This is a genomic window from Nocardioides sp., from assembly GCA_037045645.1.
Classification (GTDB): domain Bacteria; phylum Actinomycetota; class Actinomycetes; order Propionibacteriales; family Nocardioidaceae; genus Nocardioides.
On the sequence record JBAOIH010000003.1, the window covers coordinates 137,102 to 159,168 of the forward strand.

Consider the following 22,067-nt stretch of genomic DNA (forward strand, 5'->3'; position numbering starts at 1 on the left):
CGTTGAACCCGCATGGGCAACGAGTGGGTACGTCATCTCGGGCTGGCGCTCGGCGTCGGGGGAATCCTGGTCGCGGGCGCGGTGGTGGTGAATCCGTCCGAGGAGACCGAGGCCGAGGCCGTCGTCTTCCGCGACACCGTGGACCAACGCCGTGCCGTACGCGACGCGACGCTCGGCGACGCCAAGACCAAGAACGCGGTCTCCCGCTCCGGCGAGGCAGACGGCGAGGCCGACGACCCGACGACCCCCGAGCAGGCGCGGCAGCGGCGGGCGTACGTCTCGACGCAACGCTCCACGCGAGCACCACAGGTCGAGAGCCAGGTGGCCACCGCAGGCGACGTCGTAACGAAGGTGCGCACCGCCCGCACCCGTTATGAAGCCGCGGGTGGCTGCTACACGCTGGCGTCAAAGAACGGCGACCCGATCGCCGACGACTTCCACTTCCAGGCGACCGACCTCGGCATCTACCTGCTCTACCGCGCCGACCGGACGTTCCTGAGCGCGACCGCGACCGGCGTCACGAACGCACCGAGCCCCAGTCCCGCCGGCGAGTGGGTCGTACGCCGCGCGGGCAAGCGGCTGTTCACGCTCACCAGCGGCAACCGGGCTCTGACCTTGACCGAAGGCAACCTCTCCACCGGGCCGACCGGCACCCCCTTCCGGTTGGTCGAGCGCAGCGGCTGCACGCCCTACCCCGAGGCCGAGACCAACGTGACCGGGTCGCCGTTTCGCGGGAAGACGGCCTTCCAGGAGGTCACCGGCTATGCCGATGCCCACACGCACCTGATGGCGTACGAGTTCCTGGGTGGTGCGCACTGCGGTCGGCCCTGGCACCGCTATGGCGTGGCGTACGCACTCCAGGACTGCGCCGACCACATGACTGGCGTCAACCCGTTGGAGTCCGTGCTGTCGGGCAGGCCTTCGCATGACCCCACGGGTTGGCCCACCTTCAAGGACTGGCCCGCACCTGACTCGTTGACCCACGAGGGCACCTATTGGAAGTGGTTGGAGCGCGCCTGGCTCGGCGGGCAGCGGCTGTTCGTCAACCTGCTCGTCGAGAACAACCAGCTCTGCCGGCTCTATCCCTTCAAGCGTGATCTGAAGGACGTCACCTGCGACGACATGGACACGATGGAGCGCGAGGCCAAGGCGACGTACGCCTTGCAGGACTACATCGACGCGCAATATGGCGGGCCGGGCCAGGGCTTCTTCCGGATCGTGAAGAACCCCTTTGAGGCACGGCGAGTCATCAACGACGGCAAGCTCGCCGTGATCTTGGGCATCGAGACCTCGATCCCGTTCGGCTGCACGATGAAGCTCGACGTGCCCGCCTGCAGCCCCGAGCAGATCGACGCTCAGCTGGCCAAGGTGCACGGCTGGGGCGTACGCCAGATGGAGCTGGTCAACAAGTTCGACAACGCCCTGTCGGGTGTGGCCGGCGACGAAGGTGCGGTCGGCGTGGCCGTGAACTCGGCCAACTTCTTGGAGACCGGGTCGTACTGGAATATGTTGCACTGCGCTCCTGCCGACGGCGAGTCGGCGGACAAGACCCAACTGACGTCGGTCCCGATCGACGCCCAGCAGCAGGACGCGCTCTTCGGCGCGATCGCCACGATCGCGGGCCTCAACGCCTTGCCCGCCCTGCCGCTCTACGGCCCGCCCCAGCACTGCAACCAGCGCGGGCTGACGACGCTCGGCAAGCATCTGATCAATCGTCTGGCGCAACGCAAGATGATGTTCGATCCCGATCACATGTCGTGGAAGGCGCGCAACGCCGCCTTGGACCAGGTCGAGGCGTTGGGCTATTCGGGCATCTTGTCCTCGCACTCGTGGTCGACGCCGGATGCGTACCCCCGCATCTATGCGCTCGGCGGGTTCGTCGCGCCGTACGCCGGTGACTCGGCCGGCTTCGTGGAGAAGTGGCGCCGCCACCTGACCTGGGCCGACTCGCGCTACTACTTCGGGATGGGCTTCGGTGCCGACATCAACGGCCTCGGCGCGCAGGGTGATCCGCGCGGAGCCGGTGCGCCCGACCCGGTGACGTACCCCTTCACCGGCCTCGGGGGCGTCACCGTCGACCGCAACCACGCCGGCGAGCGCACCTGGGACATCAATACGGACGGCGTCGCGCACTACGGGCTCTACCCCGACTGGATCCGCGACGTGCAGCACGTCGCGGGCGCGGGCGACGGGCCGAAGATCGCCGCCGACCTGGCGCGCGGCGCCGAGGCGTACCTCCAGACCTGGGAGCGCGCCCAGGGCATCAAACCGGACTCGTGCCGCAATCCGTCGCTGCAGCGTTCGCCGCGGGCGTTCACTCGTGCAGTGCGCGCGGGAATGCGTACGACCGACGTGCTGCGCGCGGTCGGACAGCCCTATCGCCGCCTCGGCGCGACGTACACCTATTGCACGACTCAGGGCCGGGCGAAGGTGCGGTTCGGGACGGCCGGGAAGGTGCGCAAGGTGGTCCGGATCCGCTGACGGCTACCGCTGGGTAGCATTTCTCACGTCCCCGTCGGCTGCGGCGCCGCGCGACCCCGCGTAGTGTCAGCGCCACGTGTCTCGGTGACCGTCCGCGCGCGCGGGCGACGCCGGCTTTGCTTGAGGAGTCCTGCCGTGAAATGGGTCCTGATCATCGCCCTGCTGATCCACCTGATCGCGCTGCCCATCGTGGCACGCCGACTGTGGTTCCTATTCCGGCTGGCGCGCAGCGCCCAGCCCGCGCCCGACCGCTTCGCCAGCGCGGGCGAGGGCGTGAAGTCGGTATTGACTGAGGTCTTCGGGCAGCGGCGACTGCTGAAGTGGACGGTGCCCGGTCTGGCGCACTTCTTCACGTTCTGGGCGTTCGTGATCCTCGGCACGGTGTACGTCGAGGCGTACGGCATCCTGATCAGCCGCAATTGGTCGTGGGCGATCCCGGTCATCGGCGACTGGTGGATCCTCGGCTTCGCCCAGGACACGATCGCGCTGCTCGTGCTGGTCTCGATCGTGGTGTTCTGGTGGATCCGGATGAAGAACGCCCCGGCCAAACTCGGTCGCAAGTCACGCTTCAAGGGCTCGCACGAGTTCGGCGCGTACCTCGTGCTGTTCTTCATCTTCTGCGTGGTCTGGACGCTGTTCCTCTTCCGCGGTGCTGCCGAGGCGCTGGACAACTTCCACAACCCCGGTGCGTACGTCTCCAACGGCGTCGGCGCCCTGCTTGAGGGCCTCTCCCCCCGCACTTTGGAGTTCCTCGAGGGCGGCGGTCTGATCCTGCACCTGCTGGTGATGCTCGTGTTCCTGGTCGAGGTCGTGCACTCCAAGCACCTGCACGTGCTCGTGGCTCCCCTCAACGTGCTGTTCAAGCGCCAGCCGATCGCGCTCGGTGCCGCCAAGCCGCTGATGGCCGAAGGCAAGCCCGTCACCCTCGACGACATCGAGGAGATGCACGAGGAGACCACGCTGGGCGTCGGGTCGATCCAGGACTTCTCCTGGAAGGGCCTACTCGACATGTACTCCTGCACCGAGTGCGGGCGTTGCCAGAGCCAGTGCCCGGCCTGGAACACCGAGAAGCCGCTGTCGCCCAAGCTGATGATCATGGCGCTGCGCGACCACGCGTACGGCTCTGGCGACTATCTGCTGCGCGACGAATCGGCTCGGGAGTCGTACGACGGTCCGGCCCGCGAGGAGGCTTCACGTCCTCTCGTCGGCGAGACCGAGGGCGACCCGTGGGCGCCGACTGCGGGCGGCATCATCGACCCGGACGTGTTGTGGTCGTGTGTCACCTGTGGCGCGTGCGTGCAACAGTGCCCCGTCGACATCGAGCACGTCGACCACATCGTCGACATGCGGCGCTATCAGGTGCTGGTGGAGTCCAACTTCCCCGCCGAACTCAACCAGCTCTTCAAGGGCATGGAGTCCAAGGGCAACCCGTGGAACATGTCCGCGTCGGCGCGGATGGACTGGGCCAAGGGCCTCGACTTCGAGGTGCCGGTCGTGGGCGAGGACCTCGAGTCGCTCGAGTCCGTCGACTGGCTGTTCTGGGTCGGCTGCGCGGGAGCGTACGAAGACCGCGCCATGAAGACCACGCGCGCCGTCGCAGAACTGCTCAACATCGCCGGCGTCTCCTTCGGTGTGCTCGGGAACGGTGAGACATGTACGGGTGACTCGGCTCGTCGTGCGGGCAACGAGTTCTTGTTCCAGGGACTGGCGCAGCAGAACATCGAGACCTTCAAGGAATACAAGGTCAAGAAGGTCGTCTCGACCTGCGCGCACTGCTTCAACACGCTCAAGAACGAATACAAGGAATTCGGGATCGAGCTCGAAGTCACCCACCACACCCAGTTGCTCAACCGGCTCGTACGCGAGGGCAAGCTGACCCCGGTCGCGACCGGCCCGGGCGCGGCGAAGCGCTCGATCACTTACCACGACCCGTGCTACATCGGCCGCCACAACAAGGTGTACGAGCCCCCGCGCGAACTGCTGCAAGTCTTGCCGGGCGCCTCGTACGTGGAGATGGAGCGCTCTGGTGAGCGGTCCTTCTGCTGCGGCGCCGGCGGTGCGCGGATGTGGATGGAAGAGACCATCGGGTCGCGGATCAACGAGAACCGCACGCGTGAGGCAGTTGCCACCGGTGCCGACCAGATCGCCGTCGGCTGCCCGTTCTGCCGCGTGATGCTGTCGGATGGTCTGACCTCGGAGCAGTCGGCAGGCAACGCCCGCGAAGAGGTCGAGGTGCTCGACGTCGCCCAGATGCTGCTGGCGTCGGTCAAGGGCGTCCCGGCGACGCGCCAGCGCGCCGCGAGCCCCGCCGTTGCCCCGGTGGTTGAGGAGGGTGAACCCCGTCTCGAAACCACTGCCGCTCAACCGGTGGTTGAGGAGGGCGAAGCCCGTCTCGAAACCGCAGGCGGCTCCCTCTTCGACGTGGCGCCGACCGAGGCCCCGGTGGTTGAGGAGGGCGAAGCCCGTCTCGAAACCACTGCCGCACCCGCGGCAGACCTCGGCTCGGGCGGCTCGCTCTTCGACGTGGCCCCAGCGCCGGTGGTTGAGGAGGGCGAAGCCCGTCTCGAAACCACTGGCGGCTCGCTCTTCGACGTCGCCCCGACCGAGGCCCCGGTGGTTGAGGAGGGCGAAGCCCGTCTCGAAACCACTGCCAAGCCCACCGCCGACCTCGGCTCCGGAGGCTCCCTCTTCGACATCCCGACACAGCCGGCCCCTGCCCCGGTCGAGGATGCGCCCGCCGCACCGGTGGTTGAGGAGGGCGAAGCCCGTCTCGAAACCCAGGCTCCGGCTGCTGAGCAGCCGGCCCAAGCCGCCGAGAGCGTGACGCCGGCTACGACCATCCCCGAGGGCGGGTCACTCTTCGACATTGAGGCCCCCACGGCCCCCGTCCTCGACGAGGCCCCGGCTCCGGTGGTTGAGGAGCGCGAAGCCCATCTCGAAACCACCGCCGACGCCCCAGGCGACCAACCCGGGGACCCGGAGACGATCCTCGACTCCGAGGATGCGCCGAGTTCGCCCGCACCGGCCACGCTCCACTCTGAGTCCGCAGAAGACTCAAAGGTGAGCCCAGCCCCAGCGTCGGGTGGTTACACACCGGCGACCGAGATCCCCGAGGGGGTGTCGCTCTTCGACATTCAGGCCCCGGAGGCCACGAGTGCCCCGGCGTCCGGGGTGGCCGACCAGAGCCCCACCACCCCGATGGTTGAGGAGGGCCCCACAACGCCGGTGGTTGAGGAGGGCGAAGCCCGTCTCGAAACCACCGCCGACGCCCCAGGCGACCAGCCCGGCGACCCGGAGACGATCCTGGACTCCGAGGACGCGCCGACCGAGCCAGAGGCAGCCGCGTCGAACGACTCCGAGCCGGGGCACACCCCGCGCAAGGACGCCGACATCTCGGGAGCCAGCTCGCTGTTCGACCTCTGAGCATCGACCTGTCGCATCTGCTCCAGGCACACATCTCGACCTGTCGCGTTTGCGTCGGCCCCGTGTCACAGCGCTGAGCAAACACGACAGGTCGAGCCCATTTCCGCAAAGCAAACGCGACAGGTGGGCGAGGAACAGGGATGCTTCACCCATGAGGCGACTGCGACGCATCCTGCTGCTCTTGGTGACGCTGTTCGTCGTACTCAATCTGGCAGGCGGCTACTACTACGCGACCCAGATCAACGCGGGCGCACTGAAGGTCGACCCCTGGACCCCGGAAGCGGTCAACGAAGTCACGAATATCGGCGCCAACCAGATCACCATCGCCGAAGGCACCGACGACGCGCAGAATCAGAGCCTGGCGAGCCAGGGGACGTACGGCGTCGAGTGGGACGGTGGCTACGGCCAGATCACCGGCGCTCCCGAGATTGACGGCAAGCAGGTCACGAAGAGCTTCGAGGTGCTCGTCGGCACCCTGCCCGAGGAGGGCACAGAGGTGTCGATCGACCTCTTCGCCTTCCAGGGCACGCCGCCCGAGGGTGCCGAACTCACCACGTACGACGCACCGCTCGGCGAGACCGGCGCCGTGTTCGCGCCCGGCGACCAGGACGTCTGGGCGATCTTCGTGCATGGCCGTGGTGGCACTGTGGCGGAGGGCTACCGCACCATGCAGACCACACAGGCGCTTGGCCTGCCGACGCTCGATATCGCCTACCGCAACGACCAGGGCCAGCCAGCGGATCCGAGTGCGAAGTATTGGTTCGGCGACACCGAGTGGGCGGACCTCGACGCAGCGGTCGAGCACGCGCGCGACGAGGGCGCGAAGGGGGTCGTACTCATCGGTTCTTCGATGGGCGGTGCGATCGTGGCGTCCTACCTGCGTCACACCGAGGACCCGGATTTCGTACGCGGTGTGGTCCTCGACTCGCCCGCACTGAGCCTGGAGCGGACGGTGGAGTACGGCGCCGATCAAGTCGCACTGCCCGCCGGACTGAAGCTGCCGCCCACGATCACCTGGACCGCCAAGCGGATCGCGTCGCTGCGCTATCACGTGCCGTGGCAGGAGACCGACTACCTGACCGACACCAACTGGGTGACTGCACCTGTGCTCCTGTTCCACGGCGCCGACGACGTGACCGTGCCGGTGGCGACCAGTCGCGAGTTTGCAGAGCGGGCGCCAGACGTGACGTACGTCGAACTCCCCGACACCGGTCACATCCGAGCGTGGAACACCAACCCGGATGCGTACGACCAGAATCTCCGGGACTTCCTGGAGCCTCTGTTGAGCCAGTGAGGCATCGGGCTGGCGCCCCGAATCGGCCGACTAGGCACCTGATTTGTCCGCTAAGCCCCCGATCCTCCGGGGGTTGAGCGGACTCCGGTCCGCTCGACCCCGGCAAAGCCGGCGCTCACGAGCGCATCGCGACCCCGCGCCGCCAGTACCCCATGAACGCCACCTGACTGCGATCGAAGCCGAGTTCGCGTACGAGATGGCGACGCAGCGCAGTGACCATCCCAGACTCCCCCGCGATCCAGGCATAGAGCGACCCGTCCGGCGCCGGGGATGGCGAAAACGTCTCTCCCGACGACGACCACACCGGCGTCTCCCACAGGTCGGGATCGATCTCGACTGGCCTTTCCAATGCCAGAGGACCCGCCCCCAAGTAGGCCAGCACTTCGGGGTGCAGGACCGAGCCGACCTCGCCGGACTGACGCACCAACCACGTCACCTCGACACCGGACTCGCCGGTCACCGGCAACACGTCCTCGGCGGTCGGCACCTCGAGGAACGCCCGCCCCACAGCTGAAGCGGGCAACTGTTCCACGATCGCGCAGATCGCCGGCACGGCCGACTCGTCGCCCACCAGCAGGAGAGGCGAGGCCGCAGGTGGCGCGAACTCGATCCCCCCGAACGGGAGCCCCCGCCGCGGCAGCAGCGCCACCGCCCGCGAGCCAACGGAGCACGACGCAGCCCAGTCAGACCCCGGCCCAACTGCGCCCGGGTGCACCACGATGTCGACCACGAGGCGGGTGTCGTCACCCGCGCCGACGAGAGAGCGGATCGTGTACGTCCGCATGTGGCCGCGCTCCTCCACCGGACGCTCCAGCCACGTCGACAGCCACGTCTCGTCGGCGTCGGCCACCGAGGTCAGCGCGCCGGACGATGCCGGCACGATCAGCTTGAATCGCTGGTCCCACCACGAGCCGTCGACACCGACATCACCCAGCCCGGCACCGGCCAGCGTCACTCGTACGAACGACGGCGAGAGCCGCGACACCGCGGTCACCTCGACCTCCGTGAGCACCATCGGCAGGGACGAAGGGGCGGCGACGGTCATGATTCTCCTCCTGAGAAGCGGCCGATCGGGACCACGAGCGGCGTGCCCGTGACCGGATCCGGGACGACCCGCGAGCGCAGGCCGAAGACGTCCAGCACCAACGCCTCGGTCACCACCGCGGCCGGAGGTCCGGCTGCGACGAGTCGGCCGTCCTTCATCGCGAGCAGGTGATGGGCATAGCGTGCGGCGAGATTGAGTTCGTGCAGCACCATCACGACGGTCGTACGCCGGGTCGCGTTGAGGTCGGCGAGCAGGTCGAGCATCTCGATCTGGTGCGCGACATCGAGATAGGTGGTCGGTTCGTCGAGCAGCAGGAGTTCGGTCTGCTGGGCCAGGGCCATCGCGATCCAGACCCGTTGCCGTTGGCCACCGGAGAGTTCGTCCACGACACGACTGGCCAGCGACGCGGTGTCGGTCAGCGCCAGCGCCTCGGCGACGATCTCGTCGTCGCGGGAGGTCCAGCGCTGGAAGGCGCCGTGATGGGGGTGGCGACCCCGGCTGACCAGGTCGACGACCGTGACCCCCTCGGGAGCGATGGGGTTCTGCGGCAGCAGCCCGAGACGACGCGCCACCTGCTTGGTCGGCAACCGGTGGATCTGCGACCCGTTCAACAGCACCGCACCCGACGTGGGCTTGAGCAGCCGGGCCATCCCGCGCAGCAAGGTCGACTTGCCGCACGCGTTCGCGCCGACCACGACACTGATCCGACCAGTGGGGATCTGCGTGCTCAGGTCGTCGACGATCACCCGATCCCCATAGCCCAACGAGACATGTGAAGCCATCAGGACGGTCATCTCGTCCTCCTTCCGATCAGCCACAGCAGGAACGGCGCGCCTATCGCGCCGGTGATCACGCCGACGGGCAGGTTGGTGTCGGGGATGGCGTACGCCGCGACGTAGTCGCCCGTCACCACGATCAGCGCGCCCACGAGCCCGGCACCGAGCAGGGTCGTACGCCCGCGGTTGAGCGCCCGCGCGAGCGGGCCGGCCAGGAACGCGACGAAGGCGACCGGACCGGCCGCGGCCACTGCGACCGCCACCAGCAGGACGCCGACGAAGAGCAACGCATCGGTACGACCCGGACCCACGCCGAGCCCGGCCGCGGTGTCGTCTCCGAGCTCGGTCACGGGCAGGGCACGGGCCAGCCACCACACGATCGGCAGCAGCACGAGCAGCGCGAGAGCCAGCACCCCGATGACCGACCAGGTCAGGCCGTTGACGCTGCCGGTGAGCCAACGCAGGACCAACTGGATGTCCCACTCGTCGACCCGCGTGAAGACGTACTGGATCACCGAGTGCATCGCCGCCGCCATCCCGACCCCGGCCAGCACGAGCCGGAAGCCACCCCGGCGACCGGCGAGGAGGCGTACGACCGCAGCAACCGCCAGGGCGCCCAGGACGGCCACCACCGACACGTTCCAGCCACGCCAGCCGACGATCGCGATCGCCCAGACCGCCGCCGCGCTGGCGCCGAGGCTGACGCCGATGATGTCGGGGCTGGCGAGCGGGTTGCGCAGGGTCGTCTGGAAGATCGCGCCACCGATGCCGAAGGCGAGTCCGACCAGCACCGCGAGCACGGCGCGCGGAAGCTTGGACTCCATCAGGATGTAGGTCGCGCCCGGGATGTCGGCCCCGAAGAGGATCCGAAAGAAGTCCGGGATCGTGATCGTGTAGTCACCCAGCAGGACTCGGACGACGAACGCCGCGAAAACGGCGAGCGCGAGAGCCGACAACAACACGCGCGTACGACGTCGCGGCGCGCGACGGGCTCGGCGTACGGCTTCGGGGTCGGCACTCACCCGTGTCACGGGCTGTTCCAGAGTCTCGATCACAGCCCGCTCCCCGTACGCCTGATCAGCGCCAGGAAGACGGGCACGCCGAGCACCGCAGCCATCACGCCGACCTGGACCTCCGAGGGCGGCAACATGACGCGTCCCAGCGTGTCCGCCAGCACGACCAGCGAAGCTTCCGGCGACCGCCGACAGCGGCAGGATGCGCGCATAGTCCGGACCGACGAACCCGCGTACGACGTGCGGCACCACGAGACCGACGAACGCGATCGGGCCGGCCATCGCGGTGGCCGTGCCAGCCAGCAACACGATGGCGACCGACACCACGATCCGGTCGAGCGTCGTACGCCTGCCCAGCCCACGGGCGAGGTCATCGCCGAGCGCGAGCATGTTGAGCAGTCGGGCACCCGCGAGGGCCAAAGCCGTCCCGACCGCGAGGAAGGGCAGGCCGGTGGTGAGGACGTCGAAGCCGCGACCGGCAACCGTGCCGACCTGCCAGTAGCGAAACGACTCCATCGTGCGCTGATCGGTCAGCAGCAGCCCCGAGGTCCAACTGGTCAATCCTGCGGTGAGCGCGGCGCCGGTGACCACGAGTTTCATGGGCGTAGCGCCGCCACGGCCCAGCGAGGCGATGACGTGGACGAGGATCGCGGCGACCGCGGCGCCGAGGAAGGCCATCGGCAGGAACTCGTGCAGCGAGGACAGCCCCAAGACGGACATGCCGACCACCATCGAGAAGGTCGCCCCGGCGTTGACGCCGAGGATGCCGGGGTCGGCCAGCGGGTTGCGGGTGAGTCCTTGCATCAGGGCGCCGGCCAGTCCGAGCGCAGCGCCGACGGCGAGCGCGAGAGCCGTACGCTCCCAGCGCGCCTGCGCGACTGCGTGCAGCGGGTGCGCCGAGTCGGTCAAGGCGTCGAACGGGATCGCACGCGCGCCCACCAGCATCGACACGGCCACCGCAACGGTCACCGTCGCCCCCCAGCTAACGACGGTGACCGGCCACGCGAGACGCCGCGGCGTGGCGACCGCGGCGTCTCGAGTGCGTACGAGCGAAGGCATCAGTTGCCGTCGATCGCCTTCACGACCTTGGGCAGTACGTCGCTGATGATCACCGGGATCGACAGCGGCGTCGGGTTGGTGGAGGCCGAGGCGAGTTGCTTGTCGCTCTCGAAGTAGGCGTTGCCCGACTTCACGGCCGGGATCTGGCCGAGCAGTCTGTCGGAGGTGATCGTCTCGACGTCGGCCTCGTTCTCCACCCAGGTGAAGAACACGTCGGACGTCAACTCGTTGGCCCGCTCGGCGGAGACCATCCCGTAGAACTGCCCGTCCTCGACGATCCCGTCGACCGATTCGGCGTCCTCAAGCCCGAAGTCGTCCCACAGCGCGACGCGCGGGTCCTCCTCGGAATAGATCCCGATCTGCGAGAGGTCGGTGGGCGTGAGGTAGCCGTAGATCAGCTCCTTGTCCTCGAGCTGGGGGTTGTCTGACTTGGCCTGGTCGATCTGTGCCTCGACCTGGTCCTCCAGCGTCTCTGCCTGCTCTTCACGGCCGAGCGCCTCGCCCACCATCTCCAGCGAGTCCTGCCAGTCGGTCACCCAGGGGTGCTCGGGGAACGCGACGACCTTGGTGAACTTCGAGAAGCTTGTCATAGTCGGCCTGCGTGAGCCCGGAGTTGGTGGCGAGTACGACGTCCGGCTCGAGCTTGGCGATCTCGTCGATCGGCAGGCCGTCGGTGTCGTCATAACGTACGGGCGCCTCGCCGCCGATCTCCTCCAGTTTGGCGTCGAACCAGTCGCTGGACCCGTCGGCGTTGCCACCCCAGGTGATCTTGGTGGCACCGACGGGGACGACTCCGAGGGCGAGCACGTGATCCTGGTCGGTCCAGCCGACCGTGGCCACGCGTACGGGCTCCTCCTCGATCGTGGTCGCGCCGAAGGCGTGCTCGATCGTGACCGGGAACGCGTTGGCTTCGGCCTTCGTGGTGGTCGTGGCGCCGGGGGTGCCGTCCGTGGCGTCGGTCGAGCCGGTGCTGCACGCCGTGGCGCCGAGGAGCAGGAGGGACGCGGTGAGCGTCTTGAAGGTGCGATTCATCAGCCGAACTTTCGTCTTAGGGTTCCCTAACTAAGCCGACCCTAACAACACTCGGGTGGATATTCGCAAGTCGGGCGTTTGGTTATTCGGTTTCGCGGGGATCGGCCCCTGCCACGGCCACCGGCCCCGCGTCGGGGCTACCCCGGCCCGACTAGACACCCGCTTTGTCCGCTCGACCCCGCCTGCGGCGGGTAAGTTGTCGCCGTGCTGCTCTCCGACCGCGACATCCTCGCCGAGCTCGACGCCGGCCGCATCGTGCTGGATCCCTGGGACGACGAGATGCTGCAGCCGTCGTCGGTGGACGTCCGCCTCGACCGCTTCTTCCGCGTCTTCGAGAACCACCGCTATCCGCACATCGACCCCGCGGTCGACCAGTCGGACCTGACCCGCGAGGTCGAGCCCGAGGGCGACGAGCCGTTCATCCTGCACCCGGGCGAGTTCGTCCTCGGCTCCACGTTCGAGGTCATCACACTGCCCGACGACCTGGCCGCGCGCGTCGAAGGCAAGTCGTCGCTCGGCCGTCTCGGCCTGCTCACCCACGCCACCGCCGGCTTCGTCGACCCGGGCTTCTCCGGGCACGTCACGCTCGAGCTTGCCAACGTCGCAACCCTGCCGATCAAGCTCTATCCGGGCATGAAGATCGGCCAGTTCTGCTTCTTCAAATTGTCGTCGCCGTCGCAGAATCCATACGGCTCCGCGAAATATGGCTCGCGCTATCAGGGCCAGCGTGGCCCGACGCCGTCGCGGTCGTTCCAGAGCTTCCACCGCACCGGCATCTGATGGCGTACCAACGCTTTGTCGCCTTGGGCGACTCCTTCACCGAGGGCGTCGGCGACCCGGATCCCCAGCGCCCCAATGGCGTACGCGGTTGGGCCGACCGGGTTGCCGAGACGATGGCGCAGCACGACCCCGATTTCACGTACGCCAATCTCGCGATCCGCGGTCGCAAGCTGCCTCAGATCATCGAGGAGCAGATCGAACCTGCCATCGCGATGAAGCCGGATCTGATCACCATCCACGGCGGAGGCAACGACATTCTGCGCCCGCGCATCGACGTCGACGCACTGGCTCGCTCGTACGACGACGCGATCGCGAGACTGCGTACGACCGGTGCCCACGTGGTGATGTTCACCGTCTTCGACCCAGGCCCGGGTGGGATCTACGGACCCATCCGGGGTCGCTTCGCGCTGTTCAACGAGTTCGTCCGCGAGATCGCGGATTCGCGGGGCGTGACTCTGGTCGACATGTGGCGGATGCGCGACGAGGACGTGGCCGAGGTCTTCGACGAGGACCGGATGCACCTCAATGCCGCGGGTCACCGCCACATCGCCCACGCCGTACTCCAGGCCCTGGATCTCCCCCACGAGCCCGAGCACGCCGAACGCCACAAGCTTCCGGTCCTCGGTCGGCGCGAACGTTGGCGGGCCAACGCCCAGTGGAGTCGCGAATACCTCGGCCCCTGGATCCACCGCCGCGTCACCGGCCGATCCAGCGGCGACGGCCTGCCGCCCAAGCACCCGACCCTCACCCGCCCCCAGCGTTGACCGCGGATTCCGGGGCGTTGAGCCGCGGACGAGTCCTGGTTGCTACCATTCCGGCTGCCGGTCTCACCGGTATGCGGATGTAGCTCAGTTGGTAGAGCGCGACCTTCCCAAGGTCGATGTCGCGAGTTCGAGTCTCGTCATCCGCTCCACGGTCAAACTCCAGGTCAGAGACGGTTTCCCGCCTTCTGTCGGAAGTGCCACGTACCCTTTCCAACACGGGGAACGGCTAAGAATCGGGCGTACGGTGTGCGCAAGATCGTCGAGAACAAGGGCAAAGACGGCACCATCACTCACCCACGCGTTGACTGGCTCGACCAACGCCGTGCCGGATCGCCAGGTGCAACGACCACCTTCGCCACCTGATTCGACCGGTACCTTCAGGGGCTCACTGACGTCACTCCGGGCACGCTGGGCGACTACGAGTCCCTGCAGCGCCGCTACTACAGCGACCTCAACTCGCTACCGCTGGCGTCCATCACCAATGACCGCGTGCGCACTCACCGGCGCCGAGAACTGCGCGCTATGTGTGGCGGCCTCCACTCAGTGTTACCGCGTGGGCGTCCTCTCCCCGATGCAGCCAGGTTGCGACTGCTCGGTCGCACCAATCCTCGGTGACATCGACCCCCGGCGAGGTCCTCAACGCCGAACTCTTCGAACAGATGCATTACGAGGTGGGCGACAAGTTCGGCGACGCCAACCGCGCGGGTCGCGCCGTGACGATGCCAGACGGCCAGGTCGTGGACCACCAGGACATCCTGATCCGCGACCACGGCGAACTCGGACCCATGCTCACGTGGCGTCGACACAAGGCAACTGGCCCCAGGGGGAAACTGCAGCCCGTCGAGGACCTCCCACTCTTCAAGGTGCCAACCCCGACCACGTGGCCTGCCGATATTGACGCAATCTCCCCTGAGCGCTGGTCCTACATTCTGCACGGCACAAGTCGCGGCAAGGGGGGCCACTCGCATCTCGCCCCGCACTACGCATACGGCCCCGGCGAGAGAGCGGACCACACCTACTTTGACGGTGACCCACGAGACGTCATGTCCGCGGTAGCTCACACCCTTCAAGCGCCTGGCGTGGCACAGGGACACCGCACATGGCGGCACCACAGGCTGTGGCGCCGGCGCCTGATCCGAGTGGTGATCATCGAACGGGGCGGCAGTCGATACGTCCTGACGGCCTACCCGCTCAATGGCCCAGCAGTATGATGTCGAGCATGGATGAATACGCACTCGCGGAAGCTTCTGATCGAGCTGACCTTCGCCGTGCGAACCGTTGAACAGCGTGGGTGGAGTCGGGAATTCGTTGACGTGGGCGAGCCAGATCTCGCGATCAAACTGGGAATCGAAGACGCCATCCTCCACGGACTCACGCTTCCAGCAGACTTCGTGACTGCAGCCCAGGAACTTTGTGATCCAGCGATTGTCGAGGTAATCAATGACTTGCTGCGATCTCAGCCAGTCCTGACTTAGTTTTGGCTCAAGGTCCGCAACACCCCGTCAATGGCGGGGTGTTCGTCATTTCTCTCACCTCTTCCCGACCTTCCTTTGTTCTCGATGGTCGGGCGGCACCCGCACGACAAACGGCCGTAGCGGTCGACCCTTCGCACCCGAAACGGGAGGAACTCAATGACCGACGAAGCGCCGGACACCAGCAACAACAGCAACCCGATCACGCTGCCTGACGATCACCCCCTGGTGAAGACCCTGGCCGCGCAGAAGGACCAGGTCGCCAAGCTCAAGGCCGCCATCACCCCGGCCGAGCAACTCACCGCGTTGCAGGACAAGGCGAAGCGGTTCGACGAGCACGACGCCCGGGCCGAACAGCTCAAGGTGCGTGACGAAGTGGCCAGGGCCAAGGGGTTGACCGCGTCCCTGCTGCGCGGGTCCTCCAAGGAGGACTTCGAAGCCCACGCTGACGAGTTGATCGCGGCCGGGCTCCAGCCCGCCATCGGCCCCACCTGCGGGACCGGCAGGGCAACACCGGCACGCAGGTGTCGACCAGCGTGGAACTGTCGCCCGACGAGGTCGCCCCAACGTCAAGCGCCCCCCGTGGCGGCATCCTGAGGAGAATCGCCACATGGATGAGCACGCGCTCGCCACTCAGTGTGTGGCTATTGCTCGCCGACACCTCCGTTCCGACGAATTGGCGTTTGTCCGGAGTTACCTCGAGGCCGGTGTGGATTACGCCGCAGCGGAGTTCGTGGTTGCGCAAGGCGTTCCGCTGCCGCCAGATCTTGTTGACGCCATCCGAGACACGTGGATCACAGGCAAACAGGACATCGTCGCCCAGGTGTTTGTCACCACGCTGGCCAAGGCGTATCCACCCTCTGCCTGACCCAGCCAGGTCGTCTTCTCAGGAGACACCTGTGCCCACCAAGCCCCGCCAGCTGATCCTCGAACCGAACCGCCGTACGACGGTCAACGCGAAGAGAGGGCGCAGCACCTCCGGTCGGCCCGGCTCACCACTGTGACGGATGTGAAAGTTGCGCCTGAAGTGAAAAGAGCGCACCCTGGGGTGTCCGATTCCTTCCCCATCGGCGAGGTTCCCGCATGTCTTCTGGCCACGCGCCATCACCGCTCGACCCCACGCACGCGCCCCAAAGTGGTCCGAAGCACCCGTTTCGCAATCGCGCCGTCCTGATCGGGCTCGGCGCGCTCCTCCTGCTGCTGGCGATCACGCCATTCCTTCCCAAGGGCGGCAACGACGAAGGCAGCCTCGAGCAAGCGGGCAACCGGCCGCGACCCGCCAACGCAACCGGGTACGGCGCGATCAGCACGCAGATGCAGGCCGAGATCGACCGAGTCGTCGGCGAGGGCGAAGCGCAGGGCGAGATCAACGCGCGTACGGCCGCCAAGATGCTGCCTGCTGATCTGGTCGCCCGCACCACACGCTGTGCCGACTTCGAGGGCTTGCGTTATTGCCTCGGCACCGGTTGGACCAGTCAGACCCAAGCACAGGTCCAGGCACGTACGACCATCGCAGCCCGCGAGATCGCCGCGCGCGGCAAGGGTCAGCCGGAGACCACCGGCGACCTCGACCCACTCGCCGAAGCCGCCCGGGTTGCTGCCGCTCCCGCCGAGCAGCGCGCTGCGCAAGACCGCGCCGAACTCACCCAGGCCGCTCGCTCGGTCGCCAAGGTCTGGCTGCTGCGCCACGAGATCCTCGGCGAGCGCCTGCCCAAGGGTTTCCTAGACCGCCACCCCGAGGCTCGCGAGACCGCAGGTGCCCGCCTGGCCGCCGGCACCACCAGCCCGAGCGTGAGCCCGAGCGCCACGACCACCGCCGCCGTGACCGCCACCGCGACACCCACCACCATCACCAAGACCAAACCCGACTATCCGCTGCGCGACAAGGTGCTGAAGAACGACCAGGTAGCCGAGCAGGAGACCACCTATTGGTGCGGCCCGACCTCGATGCAGATGATCGCCTGGGGGTGGAAGCAGGTGGACAAGGGCCAGGCGCACTGGGCCGACAGGATCGGCACCACCCGCAGCGGCTCGTCGATCACCGACATCGTCAGCGTGATCAACCGCCATACGGGCTGGGACAAGCCGGAGTACGCCGGCCCGTACGTCACGCTCGACATCTCCGACTTCACCTATGACGAGTGGATGCTGCTGATCATGCGGCACATCACCGACTACCGCGCACCCGTCCTGCTCCACCCGGTGCTGCGCAAGGAGTACTACCCCTACCTCGACGACGACGCCAGCGGCCATTTCCAGGTCGGGCGCGGCTACCGGCAGCGCGAGGGCAAGACCGAGAAACTCGGCTACTTCGAGCCGTGGAATCAGCAGCGCTTCGACCCGTCCGAGCCGTTCATCGAGCGGGTCCAATGGCGCAACGCGTACAAGAGTTACCGTGCCAACCTGGCCCACTTCCAGCACAACATCGGGGTGTGAGATGAAGAAGTCGTACGCCGCACTGCTCCTGGTGGCCACGCTCGGATTCGCGGGTTGCGGCACCGACGAGCCCGAGCCCACGGACCCGAGCACGAGTTCGGCGCCGACCGAGTCCACGCCCACCACCGAGACCACGACGCCGACGACTCAGCCCACCGAGCCGACGACCGACGCCACCACCGGAGCCGGCGCCGATCCCACCCTGGCACTGCTGCAGTGGCAAGACACCGGTGTCGACGTCAAGCAGCGCGTCACCAAGAGCGGCCCTTGGACGCTGACGGTCGACGAGGAGGGCAGTCTGGCCACCCTGGACGGTCCCGAGCCGCGTACGTTCGCCGGCACGAAGCGCTACCGCATCAAGGAGGGCCTGCTCTCCACCGACGGCACCAACCACTACGCGGTGGTCGTGCTCACCGACACCCTTGAGGAGAAGCCAGCCGAGGCGACCATCGTTGACCTGGCGAGCGGCACCGTCTCCAAGATCACCGCGAAGTCGGATCTGGCTCCGGCCTCTGGTGGCGACTGGGATCTCTCGGGCTCGACGCTGGCCTACCCCACCGTCCAGGACGGCGCGTACTGTCTGGCCACGGCCGATCTCCAAGGCAGCGAACCCGGCGTCGCCTGGTGCGCCGGTGAGCGGCACGGCTTCAACAACATCCGCGTCACCCCAACCGGCACTGCGCTGATGGAGTTCGACGACTCACGTCCCTCGTGTCGCCAGGTGGGAATGATCGGCGACGACTTCACCGCCATCGACGGTCCGACGAAGTGCAAGGCCTGGGAGTTCGTGCCGTTCGAGTCGCTCAACGTCTGGAGTGAGATCCCCAAGGACAACGAGATGGATGCAGCCCGCGTCTATGCCAACGGCGCCGACTCGTCGTACGACCTCGGACCAGGGACCTCCGGCACCCTCACCTACTGCGCCGGTGCCGCCTATTGGGTACGCGACCCGCAGGGCTCCGACCAACCGGCCCGACTGATGCGCTTCACGGATGCCGCCGGTTTCGAGATCGTGTACGAGTCCCAATCCCGCGGCAACGCCTTCCTCAGCGCCCCACGCTGTGGAGGCGACACGATCACACTGACGTCCTTTGGTGACCAAGGTGACGTGCAGGTTTTCGCCACCCTGTGACAGTTCCTGCGTAGGCTCACGGGCGTGACCTTCACCGGCTTCCCCACCGCCGCCCTCGACTTCTATGACGACCTCGAGGTCGACAACTCCAAGACCTTCTGGGAGGCACACAAGGCGACCTACACGGAGGCCGTCGCGGCCCCCATGAAGGCGCTGACCGCTGAACTGGCCCCCGAATTCGGTCAAGCAAAGATCTTCCGGCCCTACCGCGACGTGCGCTTCGCCAAGGACAAGACGCCGTACAAGACCCATCAGGGAGCCTTCGTCGGCATCGGTCCGGCCACCGGATACTACGTCGAGTTGTCGGCACAAGGCGTACGCGTGGGTGCGGGCTTCTACGAGGCGACCGGACCGAGGCTGCTCGCGATCCGCGAGGCGATCAACGACGACAAGACCGGACCGGAGTTGGAGGCACTGGTCACCGGATTCGCCGAAGACGGCTGGGAGATCGGCGGCGAGCAACTCAAGACAGCCCCCCGAGGCTTCGACAAGGACGCACCACGGCTGGACCTGTTGCGCCGCAAGCAACTCTTCGTCGGCAGGCCGTACGGCTTCGAGGCCGACGCGATCGGCGCCGGGGTGGTCGAGCGCGTCCGTGGGGACTGGCGGGCACTGCGCCCGCTGGTCGAGTGGATCGCGAGGCACGGCGATGAGTAACTACGACGAGGGGTACGAACACCCGGTCACCGAGGCGAGACTTCGCGACGGCACCGACGCCTGGGTCTGGCCCCTGCTGCCCACCGACCGTGAAGCTCTCGCGCGGGAGTTCGAGACACTCTCCGAAGAATCGCGCCGCAAGCGTTTCCTGGCTCCTGTCATGCATCTGACCGACGCGATGCTCACGCAACTTGTCGACGAAGTCGACGGCGTCAACCACGTGGCGCTGGTGATGTTCGCCGAGGACGGCGATGCGTACGTCCCTGTCGCCATCGGTCGGATCGTGCGCTATCCCGACCTGCCCGATGCGGCGGACCTGGCCGTGACGGTGAAGGACTCCTGGCAGGGCCGCGGGGTCGCGTCGTCACTGCTCCCCGTACTGATGCGCCAGCGGCCGCCCGGAGTCACGCGCATCTTGACCGAGGTGTCCTCCGACAATCCGGCATCACTGAAGATGCTTGAGCACCTGGGTCGGCTCACATTGCAGACCAACGGCAGCGGTGGGTACGACGTCGAGATCGACCTGACCCTCGGTCCTGAGCAGGGGCCGGTGGTGCCCGTCGTCGAACCGAAGCCAGGCTGGCGACTGCACCCCGTGCTGCGCGAAGCGGACCGCGCCATGCTGCGCGTACGCGACGAGGTGTGCCCGTGGCTGCACAGTCCTGACGCTTAGCCCTTGCGGTAGGTCGCCATCGCGCGCTCGGGCTCCCAGTAGGCGCGCATCGACTGTACGAGGCCGGCATCGTTGACCGAATAGATCATCACCAGGTCGGTATCAACCGTGCCGCCGTCCTCGAAGGTGGTCGTGATGGTGCCGATGTTGGCGCAGGACAAACCGTTGGCGTGGCTGTCGGTGATGTGGAACCGGAAGCTCTTGATCGGGGCGATGGCGGTGTCCCAGAACTTCCCGATCCCCTCGTGGCCGTGGTGTCCCACGCCGTCGGGATCGAACATCGACGGCCCGACCGGGTCTTCGATCACCGCGTCCTCGGCGTAGTGCGCGATCCAGTCCTCGAAGACTCCGCGACCGACGGCGGCGTACGACCGCTGCGACGCCCGCCGCGCGGGGTGGTCACCATTGGGGGCGTCCCAGACGACGTACTCGGGCAGTTCGAACTCAGTCATGGGCTGACCCTAGGGACTGGACACCCAGATTGTCCGCTCAGCCCCCGGTTCTCCGGGGGTTGAGCGGACCACGGTCCGCTCGACCAGCGCCACGGCGCACCCGGGCGCGCTCAATGCGGCTGCCACGCATCCTCCGCCGCCGTACGCGAGGTCACCGCGCGGGGCAACTTGCCCGACGCCAGATCCCGAATGGTCACCTTCTCGAAGACCTCACGCAGCGAGGCTCGCGCGGCGATCCAGACCGGTTGCAGTACGTCGGCGGCGCCCTTGTACTGCACGGCCTCGGGCCGCAGGCCGTACACCGACACCAGCGGTCCGTCCACAGCGCGGATCACGTCAGCGACGGTGATCGCGCGAGCATCGCGCGCCAACCGCCAGCCCCCGCTCTGCCCGCGCTGCGACACCACGATGTCGGCCTTGCGCAGGTCGGCCAGGATCGCCTGGAGGAAAGTGTGCGGGATGTCTTGGGCCTTGCCCAACGCATCGGCGCTGACCGCCTTGGCGTCGTCACGTACGGCGATCTCGATCAGCGCCCTCAAGGCGTAGTCGGACTTGGTCGAGACGCGCATGGTGTCAGTCTGTCACCAACACGGAGCCCCAGCGGTCCAGCCGACGCGAAAGGACCAGCCAGCACCAAGACGGGCGACGAAGCGGCTGCCCGAGCAGCCACTTCGTCGGATGTCAGACCGAGACGAGGACCTCCGCGCGCTCCACCACACGCGCAGCCCGTTCCTGCTTGACCGCCCAGATGATCGCCGAGATCCACATGACGGCCACCGTCGCCGCGAGCAGTGCGACGCCCGCCCCCGAGACACCGAGCGCCTCGGCGATCGTCTTGGAGTTGGTCAGCACGATCAGACCACCCGCAGCGGTGCCGAGCACGCGCGCAGGGAGATGCCGTACGAGCCACGCCGCGATCGGCGCCGCGATCACACCACCGATCAGCAGCGCGGCGGCGTACGACCACAAGATCCCCTGCGATCCCAACGCCAACAGGAAGCCCAGCGAACCACCCACAGCGACCACGAACTCCGAGGTGTCGATCGAGCCGACCACCTTGCGCGGTTCCAACCGACCGGACGAGAGCAACGTGGTGGTACCGACCGGGCCCCACCCGCCGCCGCCGATGGAGTCGAGCGCACCACCCACCAGGCCGACCGGGGTGAGGAAGCGCCACGACGGACGCGACTTGAAGGTGGGGCGCTGACCTCCCAGGCGCAAGAAGCGGTAGATCACATAGAGACCGAGCACCAGCAGCAGACCGGCGACCCACGGCTTGGCGACATCACCCGGCAGGCTGGCCAGGAACGTCGCGCCTGCGAACGCTCCGACGAAGCCGGGCAACGCCAGGATGCTCACCGTCTTCCAGTCGACGTTGCCCAGCTTGTGGTGGGAGATGCCGGACGCCAACGACGTGCCGATCTCGGAGAAGTGCACCGCGGCCGACGCCGCCGCCGGGGCGATGCCGGACGCCAGCAGGAGCGTTGTCGACGTGACGCCGTACGCCATCCCGAGGGAGCCGTCGACGAGTTGGGCAAGCAGGCCGACGAATGCCAGCACGATCAGTTTGCGCATGAG

The 22,067-nt window shown here is 67.4% G+C and carries 20 protein-coding genes and 1 tRNA gene; 13 read left to right on the forward strand and 8 right to left on the reverse strand.

Annotated elements, in window-relative coordinates; translation table 11 throughout:
• Positions 1-12: 12 nt before the first annotated feature.
• From V9G04_12480 to V9G04_12490, 3 genes are all read left to right on the forward strand, one after another.
• Positions 13-2,481, forward strand: coding sequence for a hypothetical protein (locus V9G04_12480; protein MEI2714073.1), 2,469 nt, complete (start codon positions 13-15; stop codon positions 2,479-2,481).
• A 135-nt stretch (positions 2,482-2,616) separates the two neighbouring features.
• Complete coding sequence (locus V9G04_12485) at positions 2,617-5,904, forward strand: heterodisulfide reductase-related iron-sulfur binding cluster (GenBank protein ID MEI2714074.1); 3,288 nt, start codon at positions 2,617-2,619, stop codon at positions 5,902-5,904.
• Between the two features lie 151 nt (positions 5,905-6,055).
• Entirely contained in the window at positions 6,056-7,198 is a 1,143-nt protein-coding gene (locus V9G04_12490; protein ID MEI2714075.1) for an alpha/beta fold hydrolase, read from the forward strand.
• A gap of 115 nt (positions 7,199-7,313) precedes the next feature.
• On the opposite strand, the gene V9G04_12495 is transcribed toward V9G04_12490, so the two are convergent.
• Genes V9G04_12495 through V9G04_12515 form a run of 5 tightly spaced genes read right to left on the reverse strand, consistent with a single transcriptional unit; the run spans position 7,314 to position 12,123 of the window.
• Positions 7,314-8,243 (reverse strand): siderophore-interacting protein, encoded by a 930-nt coding sequence (locus V9G04_12495; GenBank protein ID MEI2714076.1) that lies wholly within the window; start codon positions 8,241-8,243, stop codon positions 7,314-7,316.
• Positions 8,240-9,037, reverse strand: a complete 798-nt coding sequence (locus V9G04_12500; protein MEI2714077.1) for an ABC transporter ATP-binding protein — start codon at positions 9,035-9,037, stop codon at positions 8,240-8,242. Before V9G04_12500 ends, V9G04_12495 begins: the two co-directional genes overlap by 4 nt.
• Positions 9,034-11,091, reverse strand: coding sequence for an iron chelate uptake ABC transporter family permease subunit (locus V9G04_12505; GenBank protein ID MEI2714078.1), 2,058 nt, complete (start codon positions 11,089-11,091; stop codon positions 9,034-9,036). The genes V9G04_12500 and V9G04_12505 overlap by 4 nt, the downstream gene beginning before the upstream one ends.
• Positions 11,091-11,681: an ABC transporter substrate-binding protein gene (locus tag V9G04_12510; GenBank protein ID MEI2714079.1), complete on the reverse strand. Its 591-nt coding sequence runs from the start codon at positions 11,679-11,681 to the stop codon at positions 11,091-11,093. Before V9G04_12510 ends, V9G04_12505 begins: the two co-directional genes overlap by 1 nt.
• Positions 11,575-12,123 carry an ABC transporter substrate-binding protein gene (locus tag V9G04_12515; GenBank protein MEI2714080.1) on the reverse strand — a complete coding sequence of 183 codons (549 nt, stop codon included), beginning with the start codon at positions 12,121-12,123 and terminating at the stop codon, positions 11,575-11,577. The genes V9G04_12510 and V9G04_12515 overlap by 107 nt, the downstream gene beginning before the upstream one ends.
• Before the next feature lie 204 nt (positions 12,124-12,327).
• Here V9G04_12515 and dcd point away from each other — a divergent pair, with 204 nt between their 5' ends.
• The 10 genes from dcd to V9G04_12565 all read left to right on the forward strand — a co-directional run bounded on the left by dcd (position 12,328) and on the right by V9G04_12565 (position 20,037).
• Positions 12,328-12,903 (forward strand): dCTP deaminase, encoded by a 576-nt coding sequence (dcd, locus tag V9G04_12520; protein MEI2714081.1) that lies wholly within the window; start codon positions 12,328-12,330, stop codon positions 12,901-12,903.
• Positions 12,903-13,667 carry an SGNH/GDSL hydrolase family protein gene (locus V9G04_12525; GenBank protein MEI2714082.1) on the forward strand — a complete coding sequence of 255 codons (765 nt, stop codon included), beginning with the start codon at positions 12,903-12,905 and terminating at the stop codon, positions 13,665-13,667. The genes dcd and V9G04_12525 overlap by 1 nt, the downstream gene beginning before the upstream one ends.
• Positions 13,668-13,740: 73 nt before the next feature.
• Positions 13,741-13,816, forward strand: a tRNA-Gly gene (locus tag V9G04_12530).
• A gap of 462 nt (positions 13,817-14,278) precedes the next feature.
• On the forward strand, positions 14,279-14,878 hold the full coding sequence (locus V9G04_12535; protein ID MEI2714083.1) for a hypothetical protein: 600 nt from the start codon (positions 14,279-14,281) through the stop codon (positions 14,876-14,878).
• Between the two features lie 420 nt (positions 14,879-15,298).
• Positions 15,299-15,736, forward strand: coding sequence for a hypothetical protein (locus V9G04_12540; GenBank protein MEI2714084.1), 438 nt, complete (start codon positions 15,299-15,301; stop codon positions 15,734-15,736).
• Positions 15,737-15,749: 13 nt separating this feature from the next.
• Positions 15,750-16,007, forward strand: coding sequence for a hypothetical protein (locus V9G04_12545; GenBank protein ID MEI2714085.1), 258 nt, complete (start codon positions 15,750-15,752; stop codon positions 16,005-16,007).
• Positions 16,008-16,222: 215 nt separating this feature from the next.
• Positions 16,223-17,575, forward strand: a complete 1,353-nt coding sequence (locus V9G04_12550; protein MEI2714086.1) for a C39 family peptidase — start codon at positions 16,223-16,225, stop codon at positions 17,573-17,575.
• Position 17,576: 1 nt separating this feature from the next.
• Positions 17,577-18,707 carry a hypothetical protein gene (locus V9G04_12555; GenBank protein ID MEI2714087.1) on the forward strand — a complete coding sequence of 377 codons (1,131 nt, stop codon included), beginning with the start codon at positions 17,577-17,579 and terminating at the stop codon, positions 18,705-18,707.
• A 24-nt stretch (positions 18,708-18,731) separates the two neighbouring features.
• A complete protein-coding gene (locus tag V9G04_12560; GenBank protein ID MEI2714088.1) occupies positions 18,732-19,364 on the forward strand; it encodes a DUF2461 domain-containing protein in 633 nt (210 codons plus the stop codon).
• Positions 19,357-20,037, forward strand: a complete 681-nt coding sequence (locus V9G04_12565; protein ID MEI2714089.1) for a GNAT family N-acetyltransferase — start codon at positions 19,357-19,359, stop codon at positions 20,035-20,037. The genes V9G04_12560 and V9G04_12565 overlap by 8 nt, the downstream gene beginning before the upstream one ends.
• Here V9G04_12565 and V9G04_12570 read toward each other — a convergent pair.
• The 3 genes from V9G04_12570 to V9G04_12580 all read right to left on the reverse strand — a co-directional run bounded on the left by V9G04_12570 (position 20,034) and on the right by V9G04_12580 (position 22,064).
• A complete protein-coding gene (locus tag V9G04_12570; protein ID MEI2714090.1) occupies positions 20,034-20,489 on the reverse strand; it encodes a nuclear transport factor 2 family protein in 456 nt (151 codons plus the stop codon). The genes V9G04_12565 and V9G04_12570 overlap by 4 nt on opposite strands.
• Before the next feature lie 110 nt (positions 20,490-20,599).
• Entirely contained in the window at positions 20,600-21,058 is a 459-nt protein-coding gene (locus V9G04_12575; GenBank protein ID MEI2714091.1) for an Rrf2 family transcriptional regulator, read from the reverse strand.
• A 112-nt stretch (positions 21,059-21,170) separates the two neighbouring features.
• Positions 21,171-22,064 carry a sulfite exporter TauE/SafE family protein gene (locus V9G04_12580; protein MEI2714092.1) on the reverse strand — a complete coding sequence of 298 codons (894 nt, stop codon included), beginning with the start codon at positions 22,062-22,064 and terminating at the stop codon, positions 21,171-21,173.
• Positions 22,065-22,067: the final 3 nt, after the last annotated feature.

Coding starts and splice junctions, on each gene's coding strand:
- V9G04_12480 (MEI2714073.1), top strand. CDS start 13: ATGGGCAACGAGTGGGTACGTCATCTCGGGCTGGCGCTCGGCGTCGGG.
- V9G04_12490 (MEI2714075.1), top strand. CDS start 6,056: ATGAGGCGACTGCGACGCATCCTGCTGCTCTTGGTGACGCTGTTCGTC.
- V9G04_12495 (MEI2714076.1), bottom strand. CDS start 8,243: ATGACCGTCGCCGCCCCTTCGTCCCTGCCGATGGTGCTCACGGAGGTC.
- V9G04_12500 (MEI2714077.1), bottom strand. CDS start 9,037: ATGACCGTCCTGATGGCTTCACATGTCTCGTTGGGCTATGGGGATCGG.
- V9G04_12505 (MEI2714078.1), bottom strand. CDS start 11,091: ATGCCTTCGCTCGTACGCACTCGAGACGCCGCGGTCGCCACGCCGCGG.
- V9G04_12510 (MEI2714079.1), bottom strand. CDS start 11,681: ATGACAAGCTTCTCGAAGTTCACCAAGGTCGTCGCGTTCCCCGAGCAC.
- V9G04_12515 (MEI2714080.1), bottom strand. CDS start 12,123: ATGAATCGCACCTTCAAGACGCTCACCGCGTCCCTCCTGCTCCTCGGC.
- V9G04_12525 (MEI2714082.1), top strand. CDS start 12,903: ATGGCGTACCAACGCTTTGTCGCCTTGGGCGACTCCTTCACCGAGGGC.
- V9G04_12540 (MEI2714084.1), top strand. CDS start 15,299: ATGACCGACGAAGCGCCGGACACCAGCAACAACAGCAACCCGATCACG.
- V9G04_12545 (MEI2714085.1), top strand. CDS start 15,750: ATGGATGAGCACGCGCTCGCCACTCAGTGTGTGGCTATTGCTCGCCGA.
- V9G04_12550 (MEI2714086.1), top strand. CDS start 16,223: ATGTCTTCTGGCCACGCGCCATCACCGCTCGACCCCACGCACGCGCCC.
- V9G04_12555 (MEI2714087.1), top strand. CDS start 17,577: ATGAAGAAGTCGTACGCCGCACTGCTCCTGGTGGCCACGCTCGGATTC.
- V9G04_12565 (MEI2714089.1), top strand. CDS start 19,357: ATGAGTAACTACGACGAGGGGTACGAACACCCGGTCACCGAGGCGAGA.
- V9G04_12570 (MEI2714090.1), bottom strand. CDS start 20,489: ATGACTGAGTTCGAACTGCCCGAGTACGTCGTCTGGGACGCCCCCAAT.
- V9G04_12575 (MEI2714091.1), bottom strand. CDS start 21,058: ATGCGCGTCTCGACCAAGTCCGACTACGCCTTGAGGGCGCTGATCGAG.
- V9G04_12580 (MEI2714092.1), bottom strand. CDS start 22,064: ATGCGCAAACTGATCGTGCTGGCATTCGTCGGCCTGCTTGCCCAACTC.